Source organism: Aureibaculum flavum (assembly GCF_016406085.1).
In the GTDB taxonomy this organism is placed as follows: domain Bacteria; phylum Bacteroidota; class Bacteroidia; order Flavobacteriales; family Flavobacteriaceae; genus Aureibaculum; species Aureibaculum flavum.
The window spans coordinates 65040-89242 of sequence record NZ_JAEHFJ010000010.1; the positions used below are offsets into that span (position 1 = coordinate 65040).

Below are 24203 nucleotides of genomic sequence, written 5' to 3' on the forward strand. Positions count from 1 at the left end.
CTTTTTTTAAACCGTAATTATTTCGTCTGGTTTTCAATAATTTTTTTAGCCATATCAGGATTCGTTTTTTGTTTTCCTGTTAAAAGGTAAATAATCATTCCTGCATCAGAAGGATCAAAATCTCCTTTTTTTATACAGGTTAATTGTCGGTCGTATAACCAATCCAATTGATTTTTTAATTCTTCAGAGGTTTCTCGAATGGATAATGTTTTCATCCAATCGTACAAATGCTTAGGAGCTTTTAATCCTACATAGCCATCACCACCATTTTGATCCTTAATGCGATCAACTATTAAACCTTTTGACTCAAATTTTTCACGTATCTCATTCCAAGTCCACCCAGAATGACTTTCCCATTTAGTGTATGGTTTATCCGAATTTCTATTATTCCAATTCGAATGTGAGATAATTCTTACATATTTTAATTTAGATTCCATGGCATTATTTAATCCACTTCCCACTACATGCATAGGTCCTGCTGCTACTATAGTCAACGGACTATTTTTACTTGACTTATTAATTTCATTTGTTATTGCCTCAATTGCTTTGGTTGAATCACTTACCGCTTCAATAAAATTAGAATTCTTGAAATGATATATTTCTTTTCCTTCCAGAGCACTTATTAGCATTTGCTTTTTACCATCACTTTTCTCGTGATTGCTCCCCCAAATATGATCACTAAAGGTATATACCGTCAAACTATCTTGCAAATTTCTCGCAGAAAGTAATGCCAAACTTAATGGCGTAGCTGCCCAATCATCATGATCATGCTCATTACCATCAGAACTTATTACAATTCTACCAGTTGTATATGGTATAGTTTGCCCAAATACATTCGCAAATGGAATAAAATTTAAAATTAAAACACTTAGTATATACCTGGGTTTATTGAACATATAAAACTATTTATAGCTGCAAAATTCAAAAAAGGAATTTCAAATATTGATATGATTGAAATGAGATAAGATCCTATTTATTAAGTTTTTCCATTTTTTTAATTCTCATCAAAGCTTCCATATAATAATAATCAGCATAAATTATTGGAATATCTATTTCTGAATTTTTAGGATAATGTCCGGTTGAATGTAATAATAAAGCTTGATTAGTATCGCCACTTAAATATTCTTTAGATGATAATATTTCAATATAGCGAGAAGCCGCATTTATATATTTTTCTTTTAAATCTTCATCTTTTACTAAGCCAGCTAACTCTAACATACCGCAAGCAGCTACGGCTGCAGCCGATGCATCTCTAGGTGCATTTGGTATTTTAGGATCATCAAAATCCCAATAAGGAATACCATCTTTAGGTAAACGATTCATATAGTGATCAGCTAATTTAATAGCTGTATCTAAAAACTCTTGTTCTCCAGTTTCTCTATAAGCCATTGAAAATCCGTAAATACCCCAGCCTTGTCCTCTTGCCCACATCGATTCTTTAGCATAACCTTGATGTGTATGACCTCCTAAAAATTCACCTGTTTTTTCATCAAATGAAGCTACGTGATACACGGCACTGTCTTTACGTACACTATGCTCCATGGTTTTTTCGGCATGACTTTTAGCAATATCATAAAGTCTTTGTTCTCCCCCATTCTTAGCCGCCCAAAAAAGTAACTCTAAATTCATCATATTATCTATGATGGTATTGTATTGAAATTTTTCCTTTTGGCTTGGCCATGATAAAATTGTACCCACTGTAGGATTGTACAATGTAGCTAATGTATCTGCTGCAGCTAATAATATTTCTTTATAAGCTTCATTCCCTGTTAATCGATATCCATTACCATAACTACAATATACCATAAAACCGATATCGTGATTATCAGCCGGTGTATAGGCGATCGTTTTAAGTGGATTGGTAAAACGTTCCGCTTGTTTTTTTATTTCTTCATCATCAGAAGCTTCATAAGCATACCATAAAACCCCTGGATAAAACCCGCTACACCAATCTTTTACACCTACAAAATGCCAATCTGTAGTTCCTTCCTTAATATTTCTTGGAAAACTATCCACAGAAGTTAACCCTTCAGCAGTTTTTTTGGTTTTCAATACATTCGTATTTAAAACTTCTTCTAGATTAAAGGCATTTGATTTTGTTATGGTATCTGCAATAGGCATTTCTTTTTTAGTCGAATTGCATGCTGCTATTAAAAAGATAGCTAAAATTAGCAATGGCTTAGTAAGATTCATTTGTTATATTTTTAGAATAATTAGTATTGTATTTTTCTATTACAATTTTACTGAGAATCTAAAACACCGAGCATAAATTAGTATTCAAAAACTATAAAATATCACTCTTTTAGATGTGTAATCCTTTTGATTACTATTATAATGTGACATTTGTTTTTTGAAGTCCTAATATATTTATAAAAACTATTGTTTAAAATGAATGTGTATCATTTATTAAGTAAATACGAATTCACTTCACCTTGAATTATCTTCTAATACAATTTAAAAAATACAGTTATAGATAAGAACATCAGCACATTAATTGTATACTAACCTGTCTAAATTTAAAATCTATTTTACTCTTTATTGGAATGGCATAATCAACTACCACTACATAAACTTTAACTAATATTTAATATTTAATTAATAATTAATTAACAACTACTAAAAGTAAGCTATTTTTAAAAATGCTTGCAAACAAAGGTGTTTAATAGTTAAATGAACTATGTTTTATAGTTTTTGAATATTAATTTATAAATACCTTTCTTAAATCTTTTTAATATTGTGTAATGATTTTAAAGAAAAAATCAATACTTAAATTACTAACTTAAAAATGACAATTTTATGATTAAAATTAAACACAATCAGAGAAATCTGAATCATTTTTACGGTCTATTCATTATAATAGGCTTTCTGTTTTGCGGAGTGTTCACTCAGGTGCATGCTGCAAAAAATAGTTCAGTAAATGAATTTAAACAAACTACCACAGTAACTGGTAATGTTATTAGTGCAGACGATAACATGCCGCTGCCGGGGGTAAATGTTTTTGTAAAAGGTACACAAAATGGTGTTGTTACAGATTTTGATGGAAACTATACCATTAATAATGTTGCATCAGATGCCGTATTGGTATATAGTTTTGTTGGGTTTTCTACAAAAGAAGTAACTGTAAACAGTCAAAGCTCAATCAATGTTATATTAGAAGTAGATGCTCAAACTTTAGACGAAGTTATAGTAGTTGGTTATGGAACAGCAAAAAAGGAAACTTTGACAGGTTCTGTTGAACAAATTAAAGCTGAAGCTTTTGAAGATATAGCTGTAGGTAGTCCTGCATTAGCTCTTCAAGGTAGAACACCAGGTTTAGTTGTTACACGTACTTCTTCTAGACCCGGTGATGAGGGGGTTAATTTTCTTATTAGAGGAGCCTCTTCTATTAATGGTATAGAACCTCTTATCGTAATAGATGGTATTCCTACAATAAATTCATCAACGTTTAATGATATGAATCCCAATGATATTGAAAACATAAGTGTTTTAAAAGGAGGATCTGCATCTATATATGGATCACGTGCTGCAGGTGGTGTTATTTTGGTTACTACTAAAAAAGGAAAAGGAGATGTTAAAGTTGAAATAGGTTCAATTTTAAGGATGGGTACTATAGGTATTCGCCCACCATCACCAACGATGTCTGAATATGGACAACTTTATTTAGCGGCAGTTGATGAAGATTTAGCTTCTGGTAAGCCGCCTCGTTTTTTCTTTTGGAATGATCGTCCAACTGTAGAGAGAATTGCTTCAGGAGATGAAGGTTTTTATGATTTACCTATAAACGGAAATATATGGTTGGGTAATTCAGCTAAATTTGATGAAATGTTTGGTAATTCAAATTCGAGCCAACATAATTTAAGTGTATCGGGCGGCGGAGATAAAAGTAATTACCGTGTTTCAGCCGGATATGATAAAAATGTTGGTGGTTTAAAAGTTGCTGATGATAGTGCAGATAGATATAATTTCTCTATAAATTATGGTCTTGACATCAGCGATAGATTAAGTGTTAATACTAATGTTACTTATTTTCATAATAGCTTTTCAGGACCTGCAGCAGGTTTAGCAAGGGAAGCCGCTACATGGGATGCTCCCTTATTTCCTACGTATAACCCCGACGGACAATATTATGCTAATTTTGGAGGAGTTAATATTACGGGTGATAGAAATGCAATAGCACAAGTTAAAGATGCCGGTCGTGAAAATTATACAAGAGAGCAGTTTAAAATAGCTGCACAGGCTACTTATAAAATAACCGAACATTTAAATGCTACTGGATCTTATGCTATTAGTAAGCAAAATAGCAAATGGCAAAGATATGCAGTATCAGTACCTTTATATAGTTGGCAAGGTGGTTTCTCTAATAATATAAACAATACAACTTTTATTGAAGAAGGAACTGGACCTGATAACAAAGACGGTAACATAACTTATAAGAATTATAAAGGAGCTTTAAATTATAGTAATAGCTTTGGAGATCATAATGTATCAGGACTTGTAGCTGTTGAAGCGGAAAAAAATATAATTGATGAGTATTACATGAGGAGAAATGGTTTTGTTGACTATGGTGTATATGATATAAACATTGGAGCTACAGATCAACTTGTAACCACTTCAGGTGGTGGTAATACCTGGGGGTCATACGGTTATATAGGTCGTGTAAATTATGATTATAAAAGCAAATATTTATTGGAAGTACAAGGCAGACGCGATGGATCTTCAAGATTTGCAGATGGAAAAAAATGGTCTAATTATGGTAGTATATCTGCTGGTTGGGTTTTAAGTGCTGAAGATTTTCTTAAGGATAGTGAATTAATATCATTCTTAAAAATAAGAGGTGGTTATGGTGAATTAGGTAGTACGTCAGGTATTGGTAATTTTGGATATTTATCTACAGTTGGCTTTGGTTCAACTGTTTTTGGTCAAACTAATGCTTCACAACAAGCAACTTCAAGAGCCAGTAGCTTATTTAGCAGTACTACAACATGGGAAAGGATTGCAACAAAAGAAATTGGTGTAGACTTTAGATTGTTTAAGGATAAAATGTTTGGTTCATTTGACCTTTATCAAAAAGAGAATATTGGTATGCTAGTGAGAGGTATTTTACCACAAGTTCTTGGTACCAACGCTCCATATACTAATATAGGGACTCTTGAAACAAATGGTTGGGAAGCAATGTTAGGATGGAGAGATAAAATTGGTGACGATTTAGATTTTACCGTAAGTGCAAACATGAGTGATAGTAGAAATGAAATTACTAAATATGATGGAGCTCAATCAATTGTAGAGAACTTAAATGCTGCATCTGCTGGTAGAAACATATTAGGTAAACCTATTAACTCATTTTATTTATGGGAAACTGATGGTTATTTTGATTCTCAAACTGAAGTTGATGCGTATTATGCAAGTCTTAATCCAGGAGGAATATTACCATCGCAAACTTCAAATGACGCTTTACGTCCTGGAGATATGCGAGTTGTAGATTCTAATGGAGACGGAACTCTTGATAATGATGATTTAACCTACAAAGGAGACAATGCTACTCATTATGTTTATGGTTTGAATTTTAATGTGAATTATAAGAATTTTGATTTAAGTGCATTTTTCCAAGGTGTTCTTAATCATCAAATCTATAGAACAGGTTATTTTGCACAACCTTTCCAAGCAGAATGGCAAAACCAATCTAATACATGGTTAGGCAGAACATGGACTGAAGATAACCGTAATGCAGAGTTTCCTAGATTAACAACCCAACGTGGATTATCGAAATGGAACTATAGAAGTAAAGATCATATATTACAAAACAATAGATATATGAGATTAAAATCTCTAATAGTAGGTTATAATATTAAAGGAGTGAAAATAGGTAATACACCTATCGATAATATCCGAATTTATTTTTCAGGAAATGATTTGTTTGAATTCACCAGTGTAAAAGATGGATATGACCCTGAATTTCAAGCGAGTACTAATGCAAGTGTTTATCCATTTATGCGTACATGGGCATTGGGTTTAAAATTATCACTTTAAGATAACTAATAATAATAAAATCATAAACAAATGAAAAAAATAATATATATAATAATTCCGTGCGTAATGATGCTCTTTACATCTTGTGCAGACGACTTTATTGATTTGACACCACCTGCTTCAATTACTGACGATGTTTATTACACTGAAGCTGAGCATTTTTTAACAGGATCAAACAGATTCTATACAAACTTAATAAGATGGAATGACCAAGATGTATTTTCAGATCATGGTTCCGATTTAGTAGGTTATACGGAAGACAGTGACATGCAAGAATATAGTAGAGGTGACACTCAAGCACCAGCAAATGATAGTTATTATTCAAATGCTTATAATGCTATTAGAGATATGAACCTATTACTATCGAGAGCTGAAGCGTATGAAGGAAATGACATAGGTGAGTATGTAGCTGCGACTAAATTTCATAGAGCTTGGCAATATTTCTTTTTAGTACAACGATTTGGAGGTGTAACTATAGTAACAGAACCTCTTGATGTTAATTCGGAAGCATTATATGGACCACGTAATAGTAGATATGAAGTGGTTGCTCAAATATTAACTGACTTAGACGATGCTATTGCTGGTTTACCTGCAGAACAAGATATCGCCTCTGGTGATAAAGGCAAGATTAGTAAATGGGCAGCTATGTCATTCAAAGCAGAAGTACTATTACACGAAGCTACTTGGATGAAATATGTTGGCACTACAACTGATGGTGATGGAACTTCCACAGGTGCTGGTAGTGCTGGTTTTAATGATTCAAATATCAATATCTACCTTCAAGAAGCAGTTACCTTAACTAAAACGGTAATGGATCAAGGTGGTTTTGAACTATGGAATCACAATGCAGATCTTGATAATTTGAGTTCAAATTTCTTATTTAATTTAGAAGATGGTGGCTCTAACCCTGGTGGTTATGATAAGGCTACAAATAATGAGTATATTTTTTACAATAAATACGATTTTACATTCAGACAGGCAGGTACATTAGTAAGTCACGTTTATGAAGGGAGATTAAAACCTAGCAGAAAAATGGTAGATATGTTTTTATGTGATGATGGATTACCAATAGCTCAATCTCCTAGGTTTCAAGGATACGCAAATACACCTGACGAATTCCAAAACAGAGACTATAGAATGAGGGCTTATTTTACCTATCATAAAAACCTTGGTGAAATCCCTCAAAATGGAGATGTTACTTTAAGTGGAACAAACAATTTTGGTTACTTCAATTCAAAATTTATGAGTTGGAAATGGGGAACAGATGAGGCTTATAGAGCAACAACAACTGAAGCCTATGACATGCCTTTTATACGATTGGCTGAAGTATATTTAATGTATGCGGAAGCTTTATATGAATTAAATGGTAGTCTTTCTGATGAAGAAATGGAGGAATCTATTAATTTGGTAAAAGCTAGAGCTGGTTTACCTGGAATAACTAACGCCTTTTTATCTTCTAATAATATGGATATTAAAACCGAAATTAGAAGAGAGCGTACTATTGAACTTTATGCAGAAAGTGCAACAAGGTTTAATGACTTAAAACGATGGGGTATTGCAGAGCAAGAATTAGGTGAAGCAATTTATGGTGCAGTTATAGAAGGTACAGTTTATGAAAGTACACCTGCCTTATACGACCCATCTAAATATGGTTACGGTGAAGAAACTACGACGACAGGAGTTGGTCCAAGAAGATGTCTTGTAGTTCAGCCTTCAGCGATTCGTAACTTTTCAAAAGATGACTATCTATTTCCGGTACCTACATCTCAGACCGGTTTAAATGATGAGTTATTACAAAATCCTGGATACTAGTTTCAGAGAAAATAATTATTTGAGTTAGATTGCAGAACGGCTATAAACTATATGTTTATAGCCGTTTCTATTTTGTTATAATTCCTGTTTGGAGTAAATAAAGAATGAATCCTGAAGCGTTTGGAGTATCGAAAACTTCTAGATATAAATTTTCTTGTACCTATAAAATTCAAACGTAGAGCCACGGATTTTATACAAGAAACTAAGACCTTATTGAGTTGTTAATTCGGATGGTTCCTAAGAATGAATATAGAAGGGTTGTCTATGTTGAGAACTATTTGTGTAAACGAATTGAAGAAGGCTTCTCGATACACCACGCCAAAAAGCGTGGCACTCGAAGTGACGTACTATTAATGATTTTGATTAAAATTTAAATCCATCGTCTGTTCAATGGTTTTTACTAAAGTTTCGCCGACAGCATAGTGTTCTCTAAAAATTTATATACAGCCTCAGAAGTAGCGTGAACTATTCGTTTAAACAAATTGAAGAAGGCTTCTGGATACACCACGCCAAAAAGCGTGGCACTCGAAGTGACGTGCATTTTATACTTTAACTAAGACCCTTATTCTGTCGTCAGTTCGAGTGGTCTCGAAGAATGAGAGATTGTATCGAGAACTTTTCGCGTACTGAAGGTTCTCGATACACTTTTTTATTTCGCTGCATCTTAGAAAAAAACACTCTCAATACTAAATTTTATTTAAAATGCACTAAAGGTTTCTATTGTATTTGATACACTTTAAAATTATCTACAGTCATATGGTTTTTAACCGTTCTTAAACCAAAATAACCGGATGTATAGGGGTTCGTATCATTAAAATCAACAAACAATTCATTATCTCTGTAGTATTGTATAACACCATTATGTGCAATTATTTTGATATGATAGGTTTTGTTTGGTTCTAACATGTATTTTGTATCAGACAAATCATGTTCATCAATTAAAGGACGCTCTCCATTACCTACATATCTTCTAAATCGTGTGGTACCATTGTCATTCCCTCCTACTCCCATATAATATAATTGGAGTGCATCATAATTCGAAAATTTACCACCACGTTTTTCAGAATCTGCAAATAAATTTGTTGGATTTTTAGGATCAGATCCCATCCAGAAACAATTTAAATCAGATACCCTATCGTTTTCTCCACCATCTTGTATCATAAACACATCATATTCTATAACTATCGAACCTTCAAACTTCTTATCTAACCAAACTGTACACCCAGAATCATCGTTAATTTCTAATTTACTTTTATTAATTGCTACACTACCTTTTGGCATTTGCTCTACAACCCAATTATCCATTCCATTATCAAAATTCTCTTCAAAAACGAGTTCAGTAGCATAGGTTTTTCCTTTTATTTCTATGCCCTTAGTATCATTATTACATGAAGATAAAATACCTAACACCAATGCTAAAGCAATGAAATTTGTGATTTTTTTAGAATATAACATGTTCTTTATAGTTTTAATTTACTTGTTTGATTAATACTAAACTCCAAGGAGTTATGGAATGCTTAATAGTTAAAACCCCATTTTTATCTGCCTTAACAAATTCTTTTTTCATGGTATTGGCATAGTCTTTCATTACCCTAACCTCTTCTCTTGTTGGTGGTTCAGGTGTACCCATTGTTTCCCAAAAGTTATGAATATTACCATGATCTTTATCTAAAATTTCTATTTCAAACATACTCCCAGCTTTTAACCCAGTTAACGTAAAATCTAAATTTTTAACAGTTCCTGTTTCGCGTTTATCTCTTCCAGAAGGTACTGCATTCTCATATTCTTTAGGGTAATTATAGGCTAACGCAACAATGTTACCATCTGAAGATTTTTTAGAAACAAAAAGGTAATCATCTTTATATAATTTTTGATCACCCAACTGATGTAACATTCTATACGCATGATACGATGGTTTTACCAACCCTTGAAAATTAATCATTCCAAAACCACCATGAAAAATACTTGAAGCTCCACCTTTTTCTTCAAAGATATCAGTAAACGTCCAAAAAGCTAAAGAATTTGTTAACCCTATACAATCTAAATTTGTTTTTACAATATATGCAGCTGCGGGTAAACGATCATGCATTGCATCTCTACTACTTGGACTGGTATTCCATTCTGTAAGGTGAATTTCTACATCTGGAAAATCACTTTTAGCTATTGTTTTATTCAACCATTCTAAATCTAATTTTGTTGACTTTACAAAGCGTGTTAGTCCCCTTCCCTTTCCTGTTTCTGGATTAAATGCATAATCAGTTGGATAAGGATGGCAACTTACAAAATCAACAGGTAAATTTTCTTTTTTACAATAGTTGAGAAAATCTTCTATCCATACGCCATGCCATTCTAAAACGTTAATATCATCCGCTTTAAAAACAGCATCTGAAACATTATCATTTACAAGTTCGCCTTCAAAACGATTATCTGGCACAAAATTACTAGTTGATGGACCTCCAACTTTAAGCCTATTATCTACAGATCTAACAGCTTTAACGGACTGTTTGTATAACTCAAAATATTGTGATTTGGTTGCATCCCAAAACCCTCTATGTAAATTAGGTTCATTCCAAACTTCAAAATACCATGTTAAAACCTCCTCTATTCCATAACGATCAACACAATGTTGGGTAAAAGCTTTAATCAAGTCATGCCATTTACCAAATGATTCTTCATTGGGAGTAATATTACCTTTCCACCACATTGTGGTTTTAGAATTCTCAGCGGCTATACTTTTTGGAAAAAAACCTAGTTCTAAAAATGGTTTCACATTTAAGTCTAACATTCTATCAAACAAATCATCAATATACTGCCAGTTATAAACGGTTTTTCCCTTTTCTTGAAAAACGGGAAACATATCATCATGAAAAAGTCCATGAAAACGAACATATTCGAACCCACAATTTTCTTGTACTTGTTCTAACTGTTCTAACCATCCTGCTCGTAAGCCCTCATTGGCACGACCCGCACCAACCATTTTACTCCAAAAATGATCAAATTTCTCTCCTTTCACTTGAGCATCAATTTGTATGTTTTTTTGTGCATTAATTAACAAACTACTTCCCAAAATTAATCCTAAAACTACTATTTTTAATATTTTCATTATTACTATTTTTTACTGTTCATTCTCTTTTATTAATACTTATACTCAGGCACTTTGTATTCCATTATTTCTTTGTAATTCATTCCTTTTTTCACACCATATTGATTCATTTTTGATTCCAAATGTTTTATGGGTTCTATTATTGCTTTATCAATGTTTTTTGATGAAATCAAAATAGTTTCTCCCTTTTTTAAATCAATACGAAATTCATTTTCTGAATTTTTTACTATTTCAATTTTTTTGCCTTTACTTATTTGAATGGCATTAGTCCAATCTAAAACTTTTAATACACACGGTTTACCAGATAAACTTTTTATGGATACCCATTCCGTTTTACTATCATTCCGCTTTGCACTCACTAAAAATCCACCTTGAGCCCGTAAATTTTGAAAAGATGCATCTTTCCACGCATCTGGAACTGCTGGAAAAACGCGAATTTTATCTCCCCAACTTTGTAATTGAAATTCCATAATAGATGTAGCAGCACTCAGAGGTGTTTCTATTACTGGATTTTTACCATTCCCTTCCATATAAAATGTATTGGGTAATAAAAGAGCCGTTCCTATTTTACCATTTAAAAAATGTTGCATAATGCTATTCGCCTCATTCCCTTTTCCCAAGGCTGCATATAATGACGCTGCCCCCGTAAAGGAGTAACCTACCAATTTTGCCCCATCTTCGATTTTATGCCAATGAATAACTGATTTTTCAACCAATGCTCGATCTTTAGGTGCGTCTGGATTTAATTGAAATAAAGGGTATAATGCCAATAAATGTGAATAATGCCGATGTGACATATCTACAGGCTGATTACTCCCTATCATTAATCCGTTTTCATCAACAGGATAATCAATTAACTTTTGAAGCGTTTGTTTCCATGCTATTATTCTTTCAGGATTCTTATTAAATTTTTCGTTAGAATCAATCAAAGAATTTAATAACCAACGTAAAATGGCCAAGTTATAATTGGTGTTTAAAAAAGACTTAAATCCCATATATTCTGGAGATCCCATAGCTGTCAGTTCTATTTGCCCCTTATCATTTAGAATCATATGTTTTTTATATTTTTCTAAAATTTTAATGGCTTTAGGCACCCACTTCTTTTGAATAGCCTCATCATCACCCTTATAATTATAATACAACCAATAATTGTGTGTAGCCCAAGCAAAATCTCCCAAACTTTTTCCACTTTTATTTTCAACCATATACTCAAAGTGAGTATCTATTAAATGAATAAAATTTTCCGCAATATCTAAATGATTACTGGTATTAAATGGCCAATAAGTCAATTGTACGTTTAAATTCCACCATAAACTTGGCCAACCCGTATTTTTATAAAAAGGTCCCATTAAATCTAATGCAGGACCATCAGCACGAGAGCTAGCTGCCATTTTATAAATTTGAATCCAGTAGAAAGATTCCATCTTGGCATCTGGCATTGTTATAAACGATTTTTTATAATAATTATGCCACCAATCGCTATGTGTTTTTATAATAGTTTCTGCTTTTAAACCCATAGCATCTTTAACTGTGTTAACCGCTACTTTAGCCGAAACATTGGCCGCTGGAACCTCATTTGCAATGGCTACAAATAAAGTAGAGTTATTTTTTGATGTATTCGATTTTTTCTCTTTCCAAGCCGTTGCATAATCTCCTCCAGCCAATAAGGATTGTGTACAAATGGAAATACCATTTTCCACAGTAATTATGGGTTTAGGATTTGGTTTATAGCTTAATGTTTGTGGATGGTCTGGTTTTGCATATACTCTTGGTGTAATGGGATTACCCGCTAACCATTCCCATTTATAATCAACATTTTTATTAGTCTTTCGTTCTGTTGAACTGATTTCAATAATATTCATCATTCTATCATAAGGTGTAAAGGCTCTAAAGCTTATTTCACCTAAATCTGTATAAATAATACCTCGGATTTCGGCATTCCATAAATCTTGACGAATGGTAGCTGAAATAATTTTACCAACAGGATACAATGCCATTCTACCAACATCTAACCTCGAGAAATCATATAGGTTATACCCTTTAACACCCATAGATGTTTTTTTATGAGGAGCTCCTCTATGATCGGTAACGTCTTGTCTTCCCATATGAAAATCAATACGGTTCTCACTCATAGTAGCATAAACCATCATACCTACTTGACCGTTTCCTGTAAAAGCACCTTCATTCCATTGCATGGGAATTTCTTCCCAAACCAAGTCATGTTGTCCTAAAAATTTAGGCCAATCAATGTTGTCAATAACCTGTCCTTGCAACTGACAAAAGGTTAATAAAACAATGACTAGAGCTGTACTTCTAAAATTTGATTTAGAAATCATATAAATTATTTATTTATAATTAAGGAATTAATCGATAATGCTTGTACTTCAATTTCAAATAACTGTTCCCCTATTTTAAAATTTAGATTTTTATTCGTTTTATCAGGATTGTTAACTAAAAGCATAACACGGCCATCTTTTAACTGAAAGGCCAAATGATTTTTCCCTTTAGAAGATTTTAAATAATGATCACCTGGTTGCACAAAATGCGATAGGTGTTTAAATAAATAAAACTCATCGGTATATGTAACATTTTTAGTTACTTTATCTATGACTACCATTGAGTTTTGTGGCCATCCCCAAGCACTTTTTCCTGTTTCATCTAATACCATATTCCAATACATATGAGATCCAGCTCCATTGTTAAAAAAGTGTACCAATGTTTCCCAAGAACGATCGAAAGATGTCCAATCATTTTCTCCTTCTCCACACTTATTCTCCGTTTGCATGTATTGTAAATCTGGATACTCTTTATGTATAGAAGGAATAGCTTTAGAGCCGCCCCATTGAAAACCAACACCCTTTATATATTTAGCTGACTTTTTATTATCCAAAATGGTTCTAACATAATTCGGATTACTATAATTAATAGTTCCTAACCAAATTTCTGTATCTAAACCATCATTTTCTAATTGAGGTCCTAAGTATTCTCCAATAAACAATGAAAAATCTTCAGCTCGCCAAGTACAACTTGGCCAATTTGGTGCATAGGCTATTTCGTTTTGTGGCTGTATTGAAAATAAATTGATCCCTTCCTTTTTATAGGCCTTAATAAATTTTGAAAAATACAGGGCATATGCTTTTAAGTACTGGTCTTGCATTTTAAATGCAGTAGCATTACTCAATATTTGAGCACCAGGGTCCATTCTATTTCCATTTGATCTACCATTCCAATCACCAGCACGTAAAGAGTAATGTTCGTTCACTTTCATCCAAGCTGGAGGCGTCCATGGTGATGCCCATATTTTTAAATCAGGTCGGTTTTTTAAAGCGGCTTTTAAATAGGGTATCAAAATATATTTATCTCTATCAATATTAAAATCACGCATAACAAAATCTCCTGGAACATCATCGTGAGAATAATAACTTAAGGCATAATCAGAAGCACCAATTGGAATACGACACATTGAAAAATTACATCCGTCTTTTGAAAAAATGGCTTCAATAACTTCCTTAGCACCTTTATCATCTAACCTCTGAATAGCTTCCCAACCTAACTCATTAAATGCACCACCAATACCATCAACTTTTTGCAATACACTGTCCGTATAAACAGTGATATCAACCTTAGATTCACTAACCTTCTTTTTAAGAAACTTCTTAGGCTTAACCCAACGTTCTGAAGCTGTTGTATAAATTAATTCTACTTTTTGAGCATATAATAAATTAGAGACTAAAAGCACCAACATGAGTACCGTGTAATTTATCTTTTTCATCCTATTTGATTTAAATTAGTTTTGTGATTTGATTAATTTTCAGTCGAGAAAACAGCAGCAGGTAATCCCTCCTTATTATATAAATTAGCACCTTCAGGATTACCAGACCAAGCATATCTAACTTGTTTTGGATGTGCTACTGATGCATTCCAAACTTCTATTTTATTTTTAGATATTATTTTTGCTTCTGCGGGTTTCCAGTTCCCCTCTTGATCCAAAATCTCGAACCACTTTAAAGGTTCTTGTACGGCCACAGTAGGGTTCATCAACTTTTTATTACCTACCATTAACCCTGCTCCTACTTCACTAAATTCAATTTCAATTTTATTACCTATAATTTCTTTGGTAACATATAATGGTCCACTGACTACCGGAATATCAATGTGATAATCCTTCTTCAATGCCCAAAGAGCTAAACGTTTACCTGCATCCATTTTATTATGAGGATGTATGTCTTTTGCCTCACCAATATCATATAATACGGCCATACCCGTATTTGGCAATTTTAACGTTCTACGTAATTTATCATTCACTGTTGCCCATCCTTTATCTGCTTTATCATTACCACGCTTACAGGCGGCCAACTGTGCCCAATAAAAAGAGAAATCACCTTGATTCCAATCTGCTCTCCAACTATTTATCATCGTGGTAAACATCTTTTCATATTCATTTGGCATATTTACAGCGTTACTTTCACCTTGATACCAAATGGCTCCTTTAATAGCATACGGTATAACAGAATAGAGCATGCCATTATATAATGTTGCAGGTACTTGTCTGTCTTTTCTAGGGTGGTCAGCAGGTTTTGGCTTTCTGCCTTTCTTGCCTTTTTCTATCCATGCAGTTAATTTTTTCTCAAGCTCAATATCTACATAGTCTTTGGCATCCAGCTTTTCTATGGTTTCTTTAAGTTCTTTTCTGTTCGTTTGAAAATATTCCTTTAAGTTTTCATCTGCTAAAAAAGCTTCTTCTGAAATCCAAGGTTGAATTCTTGATCCGCCCCATGAACATTCTACCAATCCGATGGGTACATTTAATTCCTTGCGTAATTCTTTAGCAAAGAAATAACCGATCGCTGAAATTTTCTTAACATCTTCTCCCTGTGCACTAACCCATTGCCCAGTAAAATCAGTTTGTTTTTCGTATAAAGATGTATTTTGAAGTACTTCAATATGACGCAGTTGGTTGTCATTTGCATTTTTAACCTCTTCTCTTATATACGCTACTAATGGTTGATATTTTGGTTCTTTGGAATCATGTATAAATTTTTCCAAAGCAAAATCCATATTAGATTGTCCCGTACAAAGCCAAACTTCACCTGACAATACATCGTTTATAACCAATTCATTTTTACCTGTTATTGTGATTTGAAAAGGACCTCCTGCTGCTGGTGTTTTTAATTTTAATTTCCAAGTACCATCAGTATTTGCAATCGTTGTAGCCTTTTCACCCCAACTCCCTGAAATTTCTATTTTCTCATTAGGATCAGCCCAACCCCATATTGGAATCTCAGTATCTCGTTGAATGACCATATGATCCGTAAAAAGTGCATTTAATTTCACATCTGCAATCAAAAATTGTGGTATAAACAATAGAAGGAGTATTATAATTTGACTGTGTTTTTTCATTTGAATACGAGTTTATAATTATAGTGTTCTATAAATAGTTTATTTTAATTCTTTTGTAATTAATCGTGCTACTTCTTTTCCTTGTTGTGTAAATCCTAAATCATTATAATGGACATTTCCAGGTTCTTGTGCCCATATCTTAGCATTTGGTTTTGTAAATGAATAAAGATCGTTTATTATAATGTCTGGATACTTCTTAAGCACCTCCAACGCGGCTGTATTAAATGTAACACTATCTCCTTCAAAACGTCCTTTGGCATTCTTTGGGACCGGTGTTGTGGTAGCAAAAATCAATTTAGCCTTTGGAAAGTTTAGTTTTAAATACTTACATATTTCATTGAGGTTCTCTTTGTATTCACGTATCCATGAAACTTGTTTTCCGTTTGCTTTGTTTAAATTTTTACCTTTCAAATATTTTAGATCATGTAAACCCACATTAAAATGAATTAAATCCCATTTAAAATTCCATCCTTTTTCTAAACCTGGTTGAAACATTTTCTCTTGCAGTTCTTCCATATTTTCTATAAAATTATGACTTGAACCTCCATTTTTGAACAGACGAATAACTGTGGCTTTGTTATTCAATTCTTCTCTAACCGACTGAGAATATGCAATTGAAATGGAGTCGCCATATATGAATACATTAGGTAATCCTTTTTTAGGATGTACATACTTAAAAGCCTCTGTTTTATAAACAGATCCCATAGTACCACATAACTTATCCCAAATTAACCTGCATATTTCCTCATCAGAATTTCTATCCTTAAGAGCTGCAAATACAGCTGGAGACATCCCCGCACTTATAGCACTAAGACCTAGAATTTTTATAAATTCTTTACGTTCCATTGATATTATTTTTTTAAGTAAGCTCTACCCAATAACTTATTCTATATTCCATACTTTAATTTTATTCTTACCTATTTTTAAATTTTCAAATGGGCCAACTATCGGAATCTCTTTTGTTCTTATTTTTCCAAAAAAGTCTTGGTTAATAGTTATTGGTGAACCATCTCTATTTTCAAATGGTGTTTCCGATTGAAATGCGGCTCCCAATAATGCGGTAGTAACTAATTGGGTTTTCACACGTTTAAAACTCTCATCCACAGTCATATTCAAATAGTAACCATCGCCCTCTTTAGTCAGACTAATTGCTGGATTTAAAGTTCTATTCTCTAGAAAATTCGTTTCAATAGTTGATGGTAGTGCTTTGTTTACATAAAGATTACCATCTATAAAAACAGGAAATTTTTGTTTGTTGTAATTATTGAGACCACCTGGTGATTTCCATTGGTATGTGGCTGATGGAAAATCATTATAAGCATTTAAACCATAAAACTGGCTTTTATTCAACGTATCGTTATTGGCGGCAAAAATATTATTGTAATATCGGTCATCTCCAAGAATAACAGTCATCATCCCAAGAACTTCTGTAGAATGTGGAAAATGATAATGTGTAAATCGATTACTCGCCGCACGCATTTGTACATTTCCAGCAATTAGATTATTTATAAAAGCCGTTCCTTGTGAAGCATTAAGAATTCCATTTTCAGACAATAGTATATTGTTGTCAATAATCATTGGACCGTGATTAACCTCTATAAATAAATCTTGATCTTCATTATTAAATAAGAGATTTCCCGTTACGCGTGCTCCTTGTGCCTGCCAATCGAGCCATATTCCACGATGATTATCATGAATGAAATTATTTTTAATAATAACATCAATAGCTGCATGTAGTTTTATGCCTCCTATTTCCCATCCATCAAATTGCTTTTTTACATTAATATTATAAATGTGATTGTTGCTTATTTCACTAAACACACCTCCTAAATGACCAATAATCCCACCTTGTTCACAGTCTCTTATCGTATTATTTCTGATAATATGAGAACCTATTGTTTCTTTAGACCACCCCAATTGCAACGCTTTAAAAACAACTTCTCTTTCACGTTGTGTTCCGTGTTTTTTTTGGTCTCGTTTCCATAAATTTTGACCTGAAGCTCTTTCTTTACCTATTACAATTCCTGAACATTTTGAATCAGAAATTACATTATCTTCTATAATCCATCCTTTACTCCAATTTGGACCAATTAATCCCTCTTGCTCTGCTGTTGGAGGTGCCCATTGTGTAGCCGCTTGAGCCATTTTGAATCCACGAACCGTTATATAATTAATTCCTGTATTTTTAGGAAAAAATACAGTTGGTCTTACATTTATTTCAACCAACTCTTTGTTCGGATTTATCCCATTTAAATTAGCATAAATTGTAGTAGTCTCTTGATTACTTTCGCAATACCACTTGTATTTAGACCCTTCTGTATCTGTTGCTCTTTTTAATGAAGTTTCTGAAAACACCTTCGCCAAACTATCAATTTCATAAAGTGCCTTACCATTTATATATACTTCACCGAGATGATGATCTCGTCCATAAGTCTTCGTTAACCAATCTCCATAAACAATTTCTTGATAGGGATTAAAGTCACCAAAAAAATCATTATTTAAAACAACTTTCCAAACGGTTCCTTTGTGCTTTTTCCATGTTTTAATATGTTCCGAACCTTTAATCCAAACCTCTTCATTTTCTGCTGCTTGATACACAATTCTATTACTATCATTTATTCCTCCAAAACGGGGATTTACCCATTCTCTATAAATTCCTTCATGCACGGTTATCACATCCCCTGGTTGAGCGACTTTTGCTGCTTTTGAAATGGTTTTAAATGGGGCTACTTTACTCCCTTCATTAAAATCGTTCCCTTTTTTTGAAACGTGGTATTCTTTTGCCTGAAGTAGTAATGAAAATAAAAGAAATGATAATAATGTAAATATGCTCTTTTTCATTTTCGATCTATTTTAATAATTGTGATATAAGTTTTTAAATTTCACAGGTAAATTTTTAAAATCAGATTTTGATAATTAATCCAACGACATCCACGTTACTTGTTTCCAATTTTCTTTAATAAAAGGCTGTGGAGTACCATCGGTTGATCTCCCATTTTTTATAATCTCTGTAATTTTTTTTGTTAAGTGATTAACAACATCAGGATGTTTAAAATAAAGGTTGACTGTTTCCCCTGGATCATTCTTAATATCATAAAGCTCATATGTCGCTTCTCCTTTTTGAGGCATTACGATGACAGGTTTCAAAGAACCTCCTGAACCTCTTAACATATTTAACTTCCATTTACCTTCTCTAATTGCAAAATGACCTGTAAACGAATGATGAATTACTGCTCTATCTAAACTTTGATTTTCATTCGAATCTTTCATTAAGTCATATAAACTATAACTATCTTCACCTGCATTATCTGGCAGCGTAACCCCAACAATATCTGCTATGGTTGCTAAATAATCTGATTGGCAAACTGGTGAATTACTTTTTTTACCAGCCTCTATAACATTTGGCCAACGCATTAAAAAAGGCACTCGGTGTCCTCCTTCATAAATATCACGTTTTCCACCCTTAAAATTTAAACTACTATAATGTTGATACGTATCTCTTTGGTATGCGTAATTGGATTCAGCTCCATTATCAGATGAAAATATGACCAAGGTGTTTTCTTCCAAACCATTGGCTTTTAGGGCCTCTAATACTTGCCCAATTCTATAATCAGTTTCTTCCATAAAATCCCCATAATTTCCACAAGTACTGCGGTCTTGAAAATCAGGATGTGTACAATGTGGTAAGTGTGGACTTGTTAGTGGTAAATACAAAAAGAAAGGCTTATCATTGTTGGGTTCACTTGCCGATTTATTAATATAATCAACCGCTTTATTGGCTAAGGTTTCTAAGACCAACTCATCATTAAACGAAGGAGCCACCTCAACAAAACCTCTATCTCGTTCTGTTTGATATGGCGGTGTCATTCGATATGTGCGTGGGGTTACATCCAATTTCTTTTTAGTAAATAGTATTGGCGGATCTACTACCCTATCATTTTCTAAAAAAGTTAATATTCCATAATTCATAGAAGCAGGAATACCATAAAAATAATCGAATCCTTTTTCAATTGGCCCATCTGTAAATGGTTTTGACCAATCTCTATTATCACTTTTTAAATCTCCTTCAAACTCCATTTGAAGATGCCATTTACCTATCATTGCTGTTTGATAACCATTCGCTTTCAACATGGAAGCAATGGTCATTCGGTCTTTTTCGATTAAGCAGGGGCCATCGGCTCTTAATACGCCTTTTTTTAATGAGGTTCTCCAACTATAACGTCCTGTTAATAAACTATATCTGGAAGGCGTACATACGGCATCGCTACTATGACCATCAGTAAACGTTATTCCTTCATGAGCCAATTTATCCATATTTGGAGTCTTAAATTTGGCTTCAGGATTAAGAGCACTCACATCGCCATACCCTTGATCGTCCGTATAAATAATAATAATGTTAGGTTTGATTTTTTGAGCTGAACAAGCCAAAAATCCACATAATAAAAACAATAAAATACTGATAGAATGAATGGATTTTAAGGCTCTTTTCATTTTATATCTCATAATTGTATTTTTTAAATCTATTTGGACGCTATTTTTTCGATATAGACATAGTATGCAGGATGCACCCGGTCGTCCTCATCAATTAACTGTGCTTCCATGTCATATTTACCCGCAGGAATTTTCCCTTTGAACGTCACTTCATCTTGTCCTTTAGTAATTTCTATTGTCTTAGAAATATTTGCAACATATAAAAAAGCTTCTTTAAAATCTGACTTTATACTAGCAGGTGAAGTTTTATCATACTCAACAGCTTCTTTTTGTGCAGGAAATGTTGCATTAATTGCCAATCCACTTTCTCGAGGAAATCTACGTAAACTAATAGCGTACTCACCATCTTCAACAAATTCAATTTTCCATTTTCCACCAGCTTTTGTTCCTGTAATTGCCCCATTTTGATGCCATGAACCACTGTATTTACCAACAATCATATCATGAGCTGAAATACGACTAGGATTTTCTTTTGGAGACCCTACTTTAATATAAGCATATTGTTCATTAACACCTTCATCTACAAATGATTCCCACCACTTTTCATATCCAACTGCCAACCGTGATGCCACCTCTGGATGTGCATCAATAATATTATTTTCTTGACCTAAATCTTTACGCATGTCATAAAGTTCTTTTCCATCAACTAAACGCCAATTATCATCCATTACCGTATATTTTCTATACTTGATTAGGTTTTGTTCGCGTTGCGTATCCATGTACAAAATCCTATTTTCCCATAATGCATTTTCATCCGTTAAAAGTGGTTTAAAACTTTTACCATCTAGCGGTTTTATAGGATTAAAATCTAAACCTAGTAAATCTACAAATGTGGGTAACAAATCATAATGAGCAACCAGTTTATCAATATCTTTACCTCCAGTTAGTTTTCCATCAGGCCAACGGATATATAGCGGCACGCGATGTCCTCCATCATATTGGCTTCCTTTTCCACCTCTTAGCCCAGCATTATAAGTACCTCGCCCAGCTGAAGTTCCATTATCAGTAGTAAAAATTAATATGGTGTTATCTAAAATATCTAAGTCATCCAGTTTGTCTTCTAACCTCTTAAAGTTATCATCCATATTGGTTATCATTCCATAAAACCGTTTTAATCTTGGATTCAATTTTTCAAAATCTTTCCCTTGATACATGTCAAAGTATTTTTTAGGGAGATTGTAAGGGGAATGGGGTGCATTTGTAGAAATATAACAGAAAAAAGGGTTGTCTTTATTGGTTTCAATAAAACGTAACGCATTATCAAAAAATACATCGGTGCAATAGCCTTCATATTTTTCCATTTTTCCATTGTGCCAATAGGTATCATCAAAATAGTCATTACCCCAATAATCAGGTCCTTGACCTATACCTCCACCACCATGACGAACCACTTCATGAAAGCCTCTATCTTCTGGACGATAGGGATAATTATCACCTAAATGCCATTTTCCAAACATGGCATTGGTATACCCATTTTGAGCAAATATTTGAGGTAAAATAACTTCATCTTCAAAAAGAATGGACCGTCCATTTATAGTATGAAATACATTTACCCGATTACTATGTCTTCCTGACATTAAAGCACCTCTTGTTGGTGCACAAGTGGTAGATACGTGATAATTGGTAAATCGTATGGACTGCGTATACAATTTATCAATAGTTGGAGTTTTAATATACGGATTACCTTCACAAGCTAAATCGCCTTTACCTTGATCATCAGTAATTACAATGATAATATTTGGTTTTTGTTTTGCATTCTTATTCACTTGAGCATATAAAATAGTGACATGCATTAAGCAGGAAGTGAACACTAGAAATAATAATCTACTTTTTTTCATTTTAATCATATTAGAGAGTAACTTTTTATCTGTTCGTCCATTATTTTGTTTGGTTCCATAACCTGTAAGGATCATCATTTTGTTCCATTTGCTCTAATAACAATGCTTCCATCTCGGCCAATTTATCGGCATACTTCGGGTTTTCAGCCAAATCAGTTTCCATTGCTCCTTTTTTATGATGTTCAGGTAAATATTCATTTGGATTTTCCGCTAAATTAAATAGTTGTGTTTCACGTACAGCCCCATCCATCACATCATATTTTATGAGCTTCCAATCCCCTTTTTTAACAGAACGCATGCCAGGTTTTGTTCCTCCCGCATAAACACCATACATTACATCTCTAACCACATCTTCTTCCCCTTTCAACACTGGAACAAAGCTTTTACCTTCAACAGTTTTAGGTGCATCAATGCCTGCCAAATCACATAACGTAGGCAACACATCTAACAAATAAATATTACCATTAACTCGCTTCCCAGTGGCTAAGCCTGGGCCTTTAATTATAAAAGGTACACGCCAAGTATGCTCATATAAATTTTGTTTTCCCTGTAAACCATGTCTCCCAATGGCCATTCCATGATCAGAGGTGTAAATAATATAAGTATTATCTAATTCTCCTAAATCTTCTAACTTTTTCAATACTTTTCCCAATTGATTATCAATGTTTTCTGAACACGCATACTCTCTACCCAATTCATTTCTAATCGTATTTTCATCTCTATTTTTCCAAACCCCACTTACACGTTCTTCATCTCTAAGTTCCGGATGCCCATGAAAAAATGGGTGTGCTGGAAGGTAATTATCCTGTAATTGAGGTTGTTTTTCATTTAGAGCCGGTAGGCTATTTTTATCCTTATGATTAGTAGCTCCATATTTTTCTAACAATTCTGGAGTACCATTTCGAGTATCGTGGGGATGTGAAAAACCGAAGTAGATAAAAAAGGGATCTTTTTCTTTCGTTTGTTCTCTAGCTCCTAAATAATCTAAGACTTGAGTTGCATGCCATGCACTACCACTTTCTTCGGTACCACCACGCTTAGTTGCATCATGCACCACACTAAATTGTTTATTTGCACCAGGATAAGAATTTCCTTTTTTACATGTACGCATTGTTTTATACCCTGCCCTATTAAAAACAGCTCCAATGGTTTGCTCGTCTAGCTCATGGGGATCCGTTCGTTTTTGAAATTCAGCACTAGGCGGCAAATGCCATAGTGTACGACCGGTCATAATCATATGACGCGAAGGCGTACAAACAGCTCCATTCATAGACCCCATTTGCCTTGCTTGATCAAAAACAATTCCTTCATTTGCCAATTTACTAATATTGGGTGTCTCCAAAATAGAATTAGGATCATAGGTTTGTAAATCAAATGCAGATTGATCATCAACTAAAACAAAAAGAAAATTAGGTCTTTTTTGTTCTTTCGGCGTTTCAACTTTTATTCCTTGCTTATTTTTACAATTGTAAAAAACTACTGACAATAAGCATATTAACACCACTTGTTTTATGTACTGCTTCATAATTATA

General features: G+C 33.5%; 14 protein-coding genes. 2 read left to right on the plus strand and 12 right to left on the minus strand.

Going from position 1 to position 24203, the window contains the following annotated elements:
- Nucleotides 1-17: 17 nt before the first annotated feature.
- Nucleotides 18-896 (minus strand): hypothetical protein, encoded by an 879-nt coding sequence (locus JBL43_RS16825; RefSeq protein ID WP_198842576.1) that lies wholly within the window; start codon nt 894-896, stop codon nt 18-20.
- A 73-nt stretch (nt 897-969) separates the two neighbouring features.
- Nucleotides 970-2193 (minus strand): glycoside hydrolase family 88 protein, encoded by a 1224-nt coding sequence (locus JBL43_RS16830; RefSeq protein ID WP_198842577.1) that lies wholly within the window; start codon nt 2191-2193, stop codon nt 970-972.
- Between the two features lie 603 nt (nt 2194-2796).
- Between JBL43_RS16830 and JBL43_RS16835 the strand changes: the two genes are divergently transcribed.
- Nucleotides 2797-6027, plus strand: a complete 3231-nt coding sequence (locus JBL43_RS16835; RefSeq protein WP_117882390.1) for a SusC/RagA family TonB-linked outer membrane protein — start codon at nt 2797-2799, stop codon at nt 6025-6027.
- A 30-nt stretch (nt 6028-6057) separates the two neighbouring features.
- Entirely contained in the window at nt 6058-7839 is a 1782-nt protein-coding gene (locus JBL43_RS16840) for a RagB/SusD family nutrient uptake outer membrane protein (protein WP_117882392.1), read from the plus strand.
- 717 nt (nt 7840-8556) lie between these two features.
- Here the strand turns inward: JBL43_RS16840 and JBL43_RS16845 are convergent.
- The 10 genes from JBL43_RS16845 to JBL43_RS16890 form a co-directional block, all read right to left on the minus strand.
- On the minus strand, nt 8557-9294 hold the full coding sequence (locus tag JBL43_RS16845) for a DUF6250 domain-containing protein (RefSeq protein WP_198842578.1): 738 nt from the start codon (nt 9292-9294) through the stop codon (nt 8557-8559).
- A gap of 13 nt (nt 9295-9307) precedes the next feature.
- Nucleotides 9308-10942, minus strand: coding sequence for a GH39 family glycosyl hydrolase (locus JBL43_RS16850; RefSeq protein ID WP_198842579.1), 1635 nt, complete (start codon nt 10940-10942; stop codon nt 9308-9310).
- A 32-nt stretch (nt 10943-10974) separates the two neighbouring features.
- A complete protein-coding gene (locus JBL43_RS16855) occupies nt 10975-13278 on the minus strand; it encodes a glycosyl hydrolase family 95 catalytic domain-containing protein (protein ID WP_198842580.1) in 2304 nt (767 codons plus the stop codon).
- Nucleotides 13279-13283: 5 nt separating this feature from the next.
- A complete protein-coding gene (locus JBL43_RS16860; protein WP_198842581.1) occupies nt 13284-14714 on the minus strand; it encodes a glycoside hydrolase family 30 protein in 1431 nt (476 codons plus the stop codon).
- 32 nt (nt 14715-14746) lie between these two features.
- Complete coding sequence (locus tag JBL43_RS16865; RefSeq protein ID WP_117882402.1) at nt 14747-16342, minus strand: sialate O-acetylesterase; 1596 nt, start codon at nt 16340-16342, stop codon at nt 14747-14749.
- Between the two features lie 39 nt (nt 16343-16381).
- On the minus strand, nt 16382-17188 hold the full coding sequence (locus JBL43_RS16870) for an SGNH/GDSL hydrolase family protein (RefSeq protein ID WP_117882404.1): 807 nt from the start codon (nt 17186-17188) through the stop codon (nt 16382-16384).
- A 36-nt stretch (nt 17189-17224) separates the two neighbouring features.
- On the minus strand, nt 17225-19183 hold the full coding sequence (locus JBL43_RS16875) for a DUF1565 domain-containing protein (protein WP_198842582.1): 1959 nt from the start codon (nt 19181-19183) through the stop codon (nt 17225-17227).
- 75 nt (nt 19184-19258) lie between these two features.
- Nucleotides 19259-20845 (minus strand): sulfatase family protein, encoded by a 1587-nt coding sequence (locus JBL43_RS16880; protein ID WP_117882408.1) that lies wholly within the window; start codon nt 20843-20845, stop codon nt 19259-19261.
- 17 nt (nt 20846-20862) lie between these two features.
- Nucleotides 20863-22749: an arylsulfatase gene (locus tag JBL43_RS16885; protein ID WP_198680019.1), complete on the minus strand. Its 1887-nt coding sequence runs from the start codon at nt 22747-22749 to the stop codon at nt 20863-20865.
- Nucleotides 22712-24196 carry a sulfatase family protein gene (locus JBL43_RS16890; protein ID WP_198842583.1) on the minus strand — a complete coding sequence of 495 codons (1485 nt, stop codon included), beginning with the start codon at nt 24194-24196 and terminating at the stop codon, nt 22712-22714. The genes JBL43_RS16885 and JBL43_RS16890 overlap by 38 nt, the downstream gene beginning before the upstream one ends.
- Between the last annotated feature and the right edge of the window lie 7 nt (nt 24197-24203).

Excerpts from the sequence above, each read along its gene's own strand:
- JBL43_RS16825 (WP_198842576.1), bottom strand. The coding sequence starts at position 896 with ATGTTCAATAAACCCAGGTATATACTAAGTGTTTTAATTTTAAATTTT.
- JBL43_RS16830 (WP_198842577.1), bottom strand. The coding sequence starts at position 2,193 with ATGAATCTTACTAAGCCATTGCTAATTTTAGCTATCTTTTTAATAGCA.
- JBL43_RS16835 (WP_117882390.1), top strand. The coding sequence starts at position 2,797 with ATGATTAAAATTAAACACAATCAGAGAAATCTGAATCATTTTTACGGT.
- JBL43_RS16840 (WP_117882392.1), top strand. The coding sequence starts at position 6,058 with ATGAAAAAAATAATATATATAATAATTCCGTGCGTAATGATGCTCTTT.
- JBL43_RS16845 (WP_198842578.1), bottom strand. The coding sequence starts at position 9,294 with ATGTTATATTCTAAAAAAATCACAAATTTCATTGCTTTAGCATTGGTG.
- JBL43_RS16850 (WP_198842579.1), bottom strand. The coding sequence starts at position 10,942 with ATGAAAATATTAAAAATAGTAGTTTTAGGATTAATTTTGGGAAGTAGT.
- JBL43_RS16855 (WP_198842580.1), bottom strand. The coding sequence starts at position 13,278 with ATGATTTCTAAATCAAATTTTAGAAGTACAGCTCTAGTCATTGTTTTA.
- JBL43_RS16860 (WP_198842581.1), bottom strand. The coding sequence starts at position 14,714 with ATGAAAAAGATAAATTACACGGTACTCATGTTGGTGCTTTTAGTCTCT.
- JBL43_RS16865 (WP_117882402.1), bottom strand. The coding sequence starts at position 16,342 with ATGAAAAAACACAGTCAAATTATAATACTCCTTCTATTGTTTATACCA.
- JBL43_RS16870 (WP_117882404.1), bottom strand. The coding sequence starts at position 17,188 with ATGGAACGTAAAGAATTTATAAAAATTCTAGGTCTTAGTGCTATAAGT.
- JBL43_RS16875 (WP_198842582.1), bottom strand. The coding sequence starts at position 19,183 with ATGAAAAAGAGCATATTTACATTATTATCATTTCTTTTATTTTCATTA.
- JBL43_RS16880 (WP_117882408.1), bottom strand. The coding sequence starts at position 20,845 with ATGAGATATAAAATGAAAAGAGCCTTAAAATCCATTCATTCTATCAGT.
- JBL43_RS16885 (WP_198680019.1), bottom strand. The coding sequence starts at position 22,749 with ATGATGATCCTTACAGGTTATGGAACCAAACAAAATAATGGACGAACA.
- JBL43_RS16890 (WP_198842583.1), bottom strand. The coding sequence starts at position 24,196 with ATGAAGCAGTACATAAAACAAGTGGTGTTAATATGCTTATTGTCAGTA.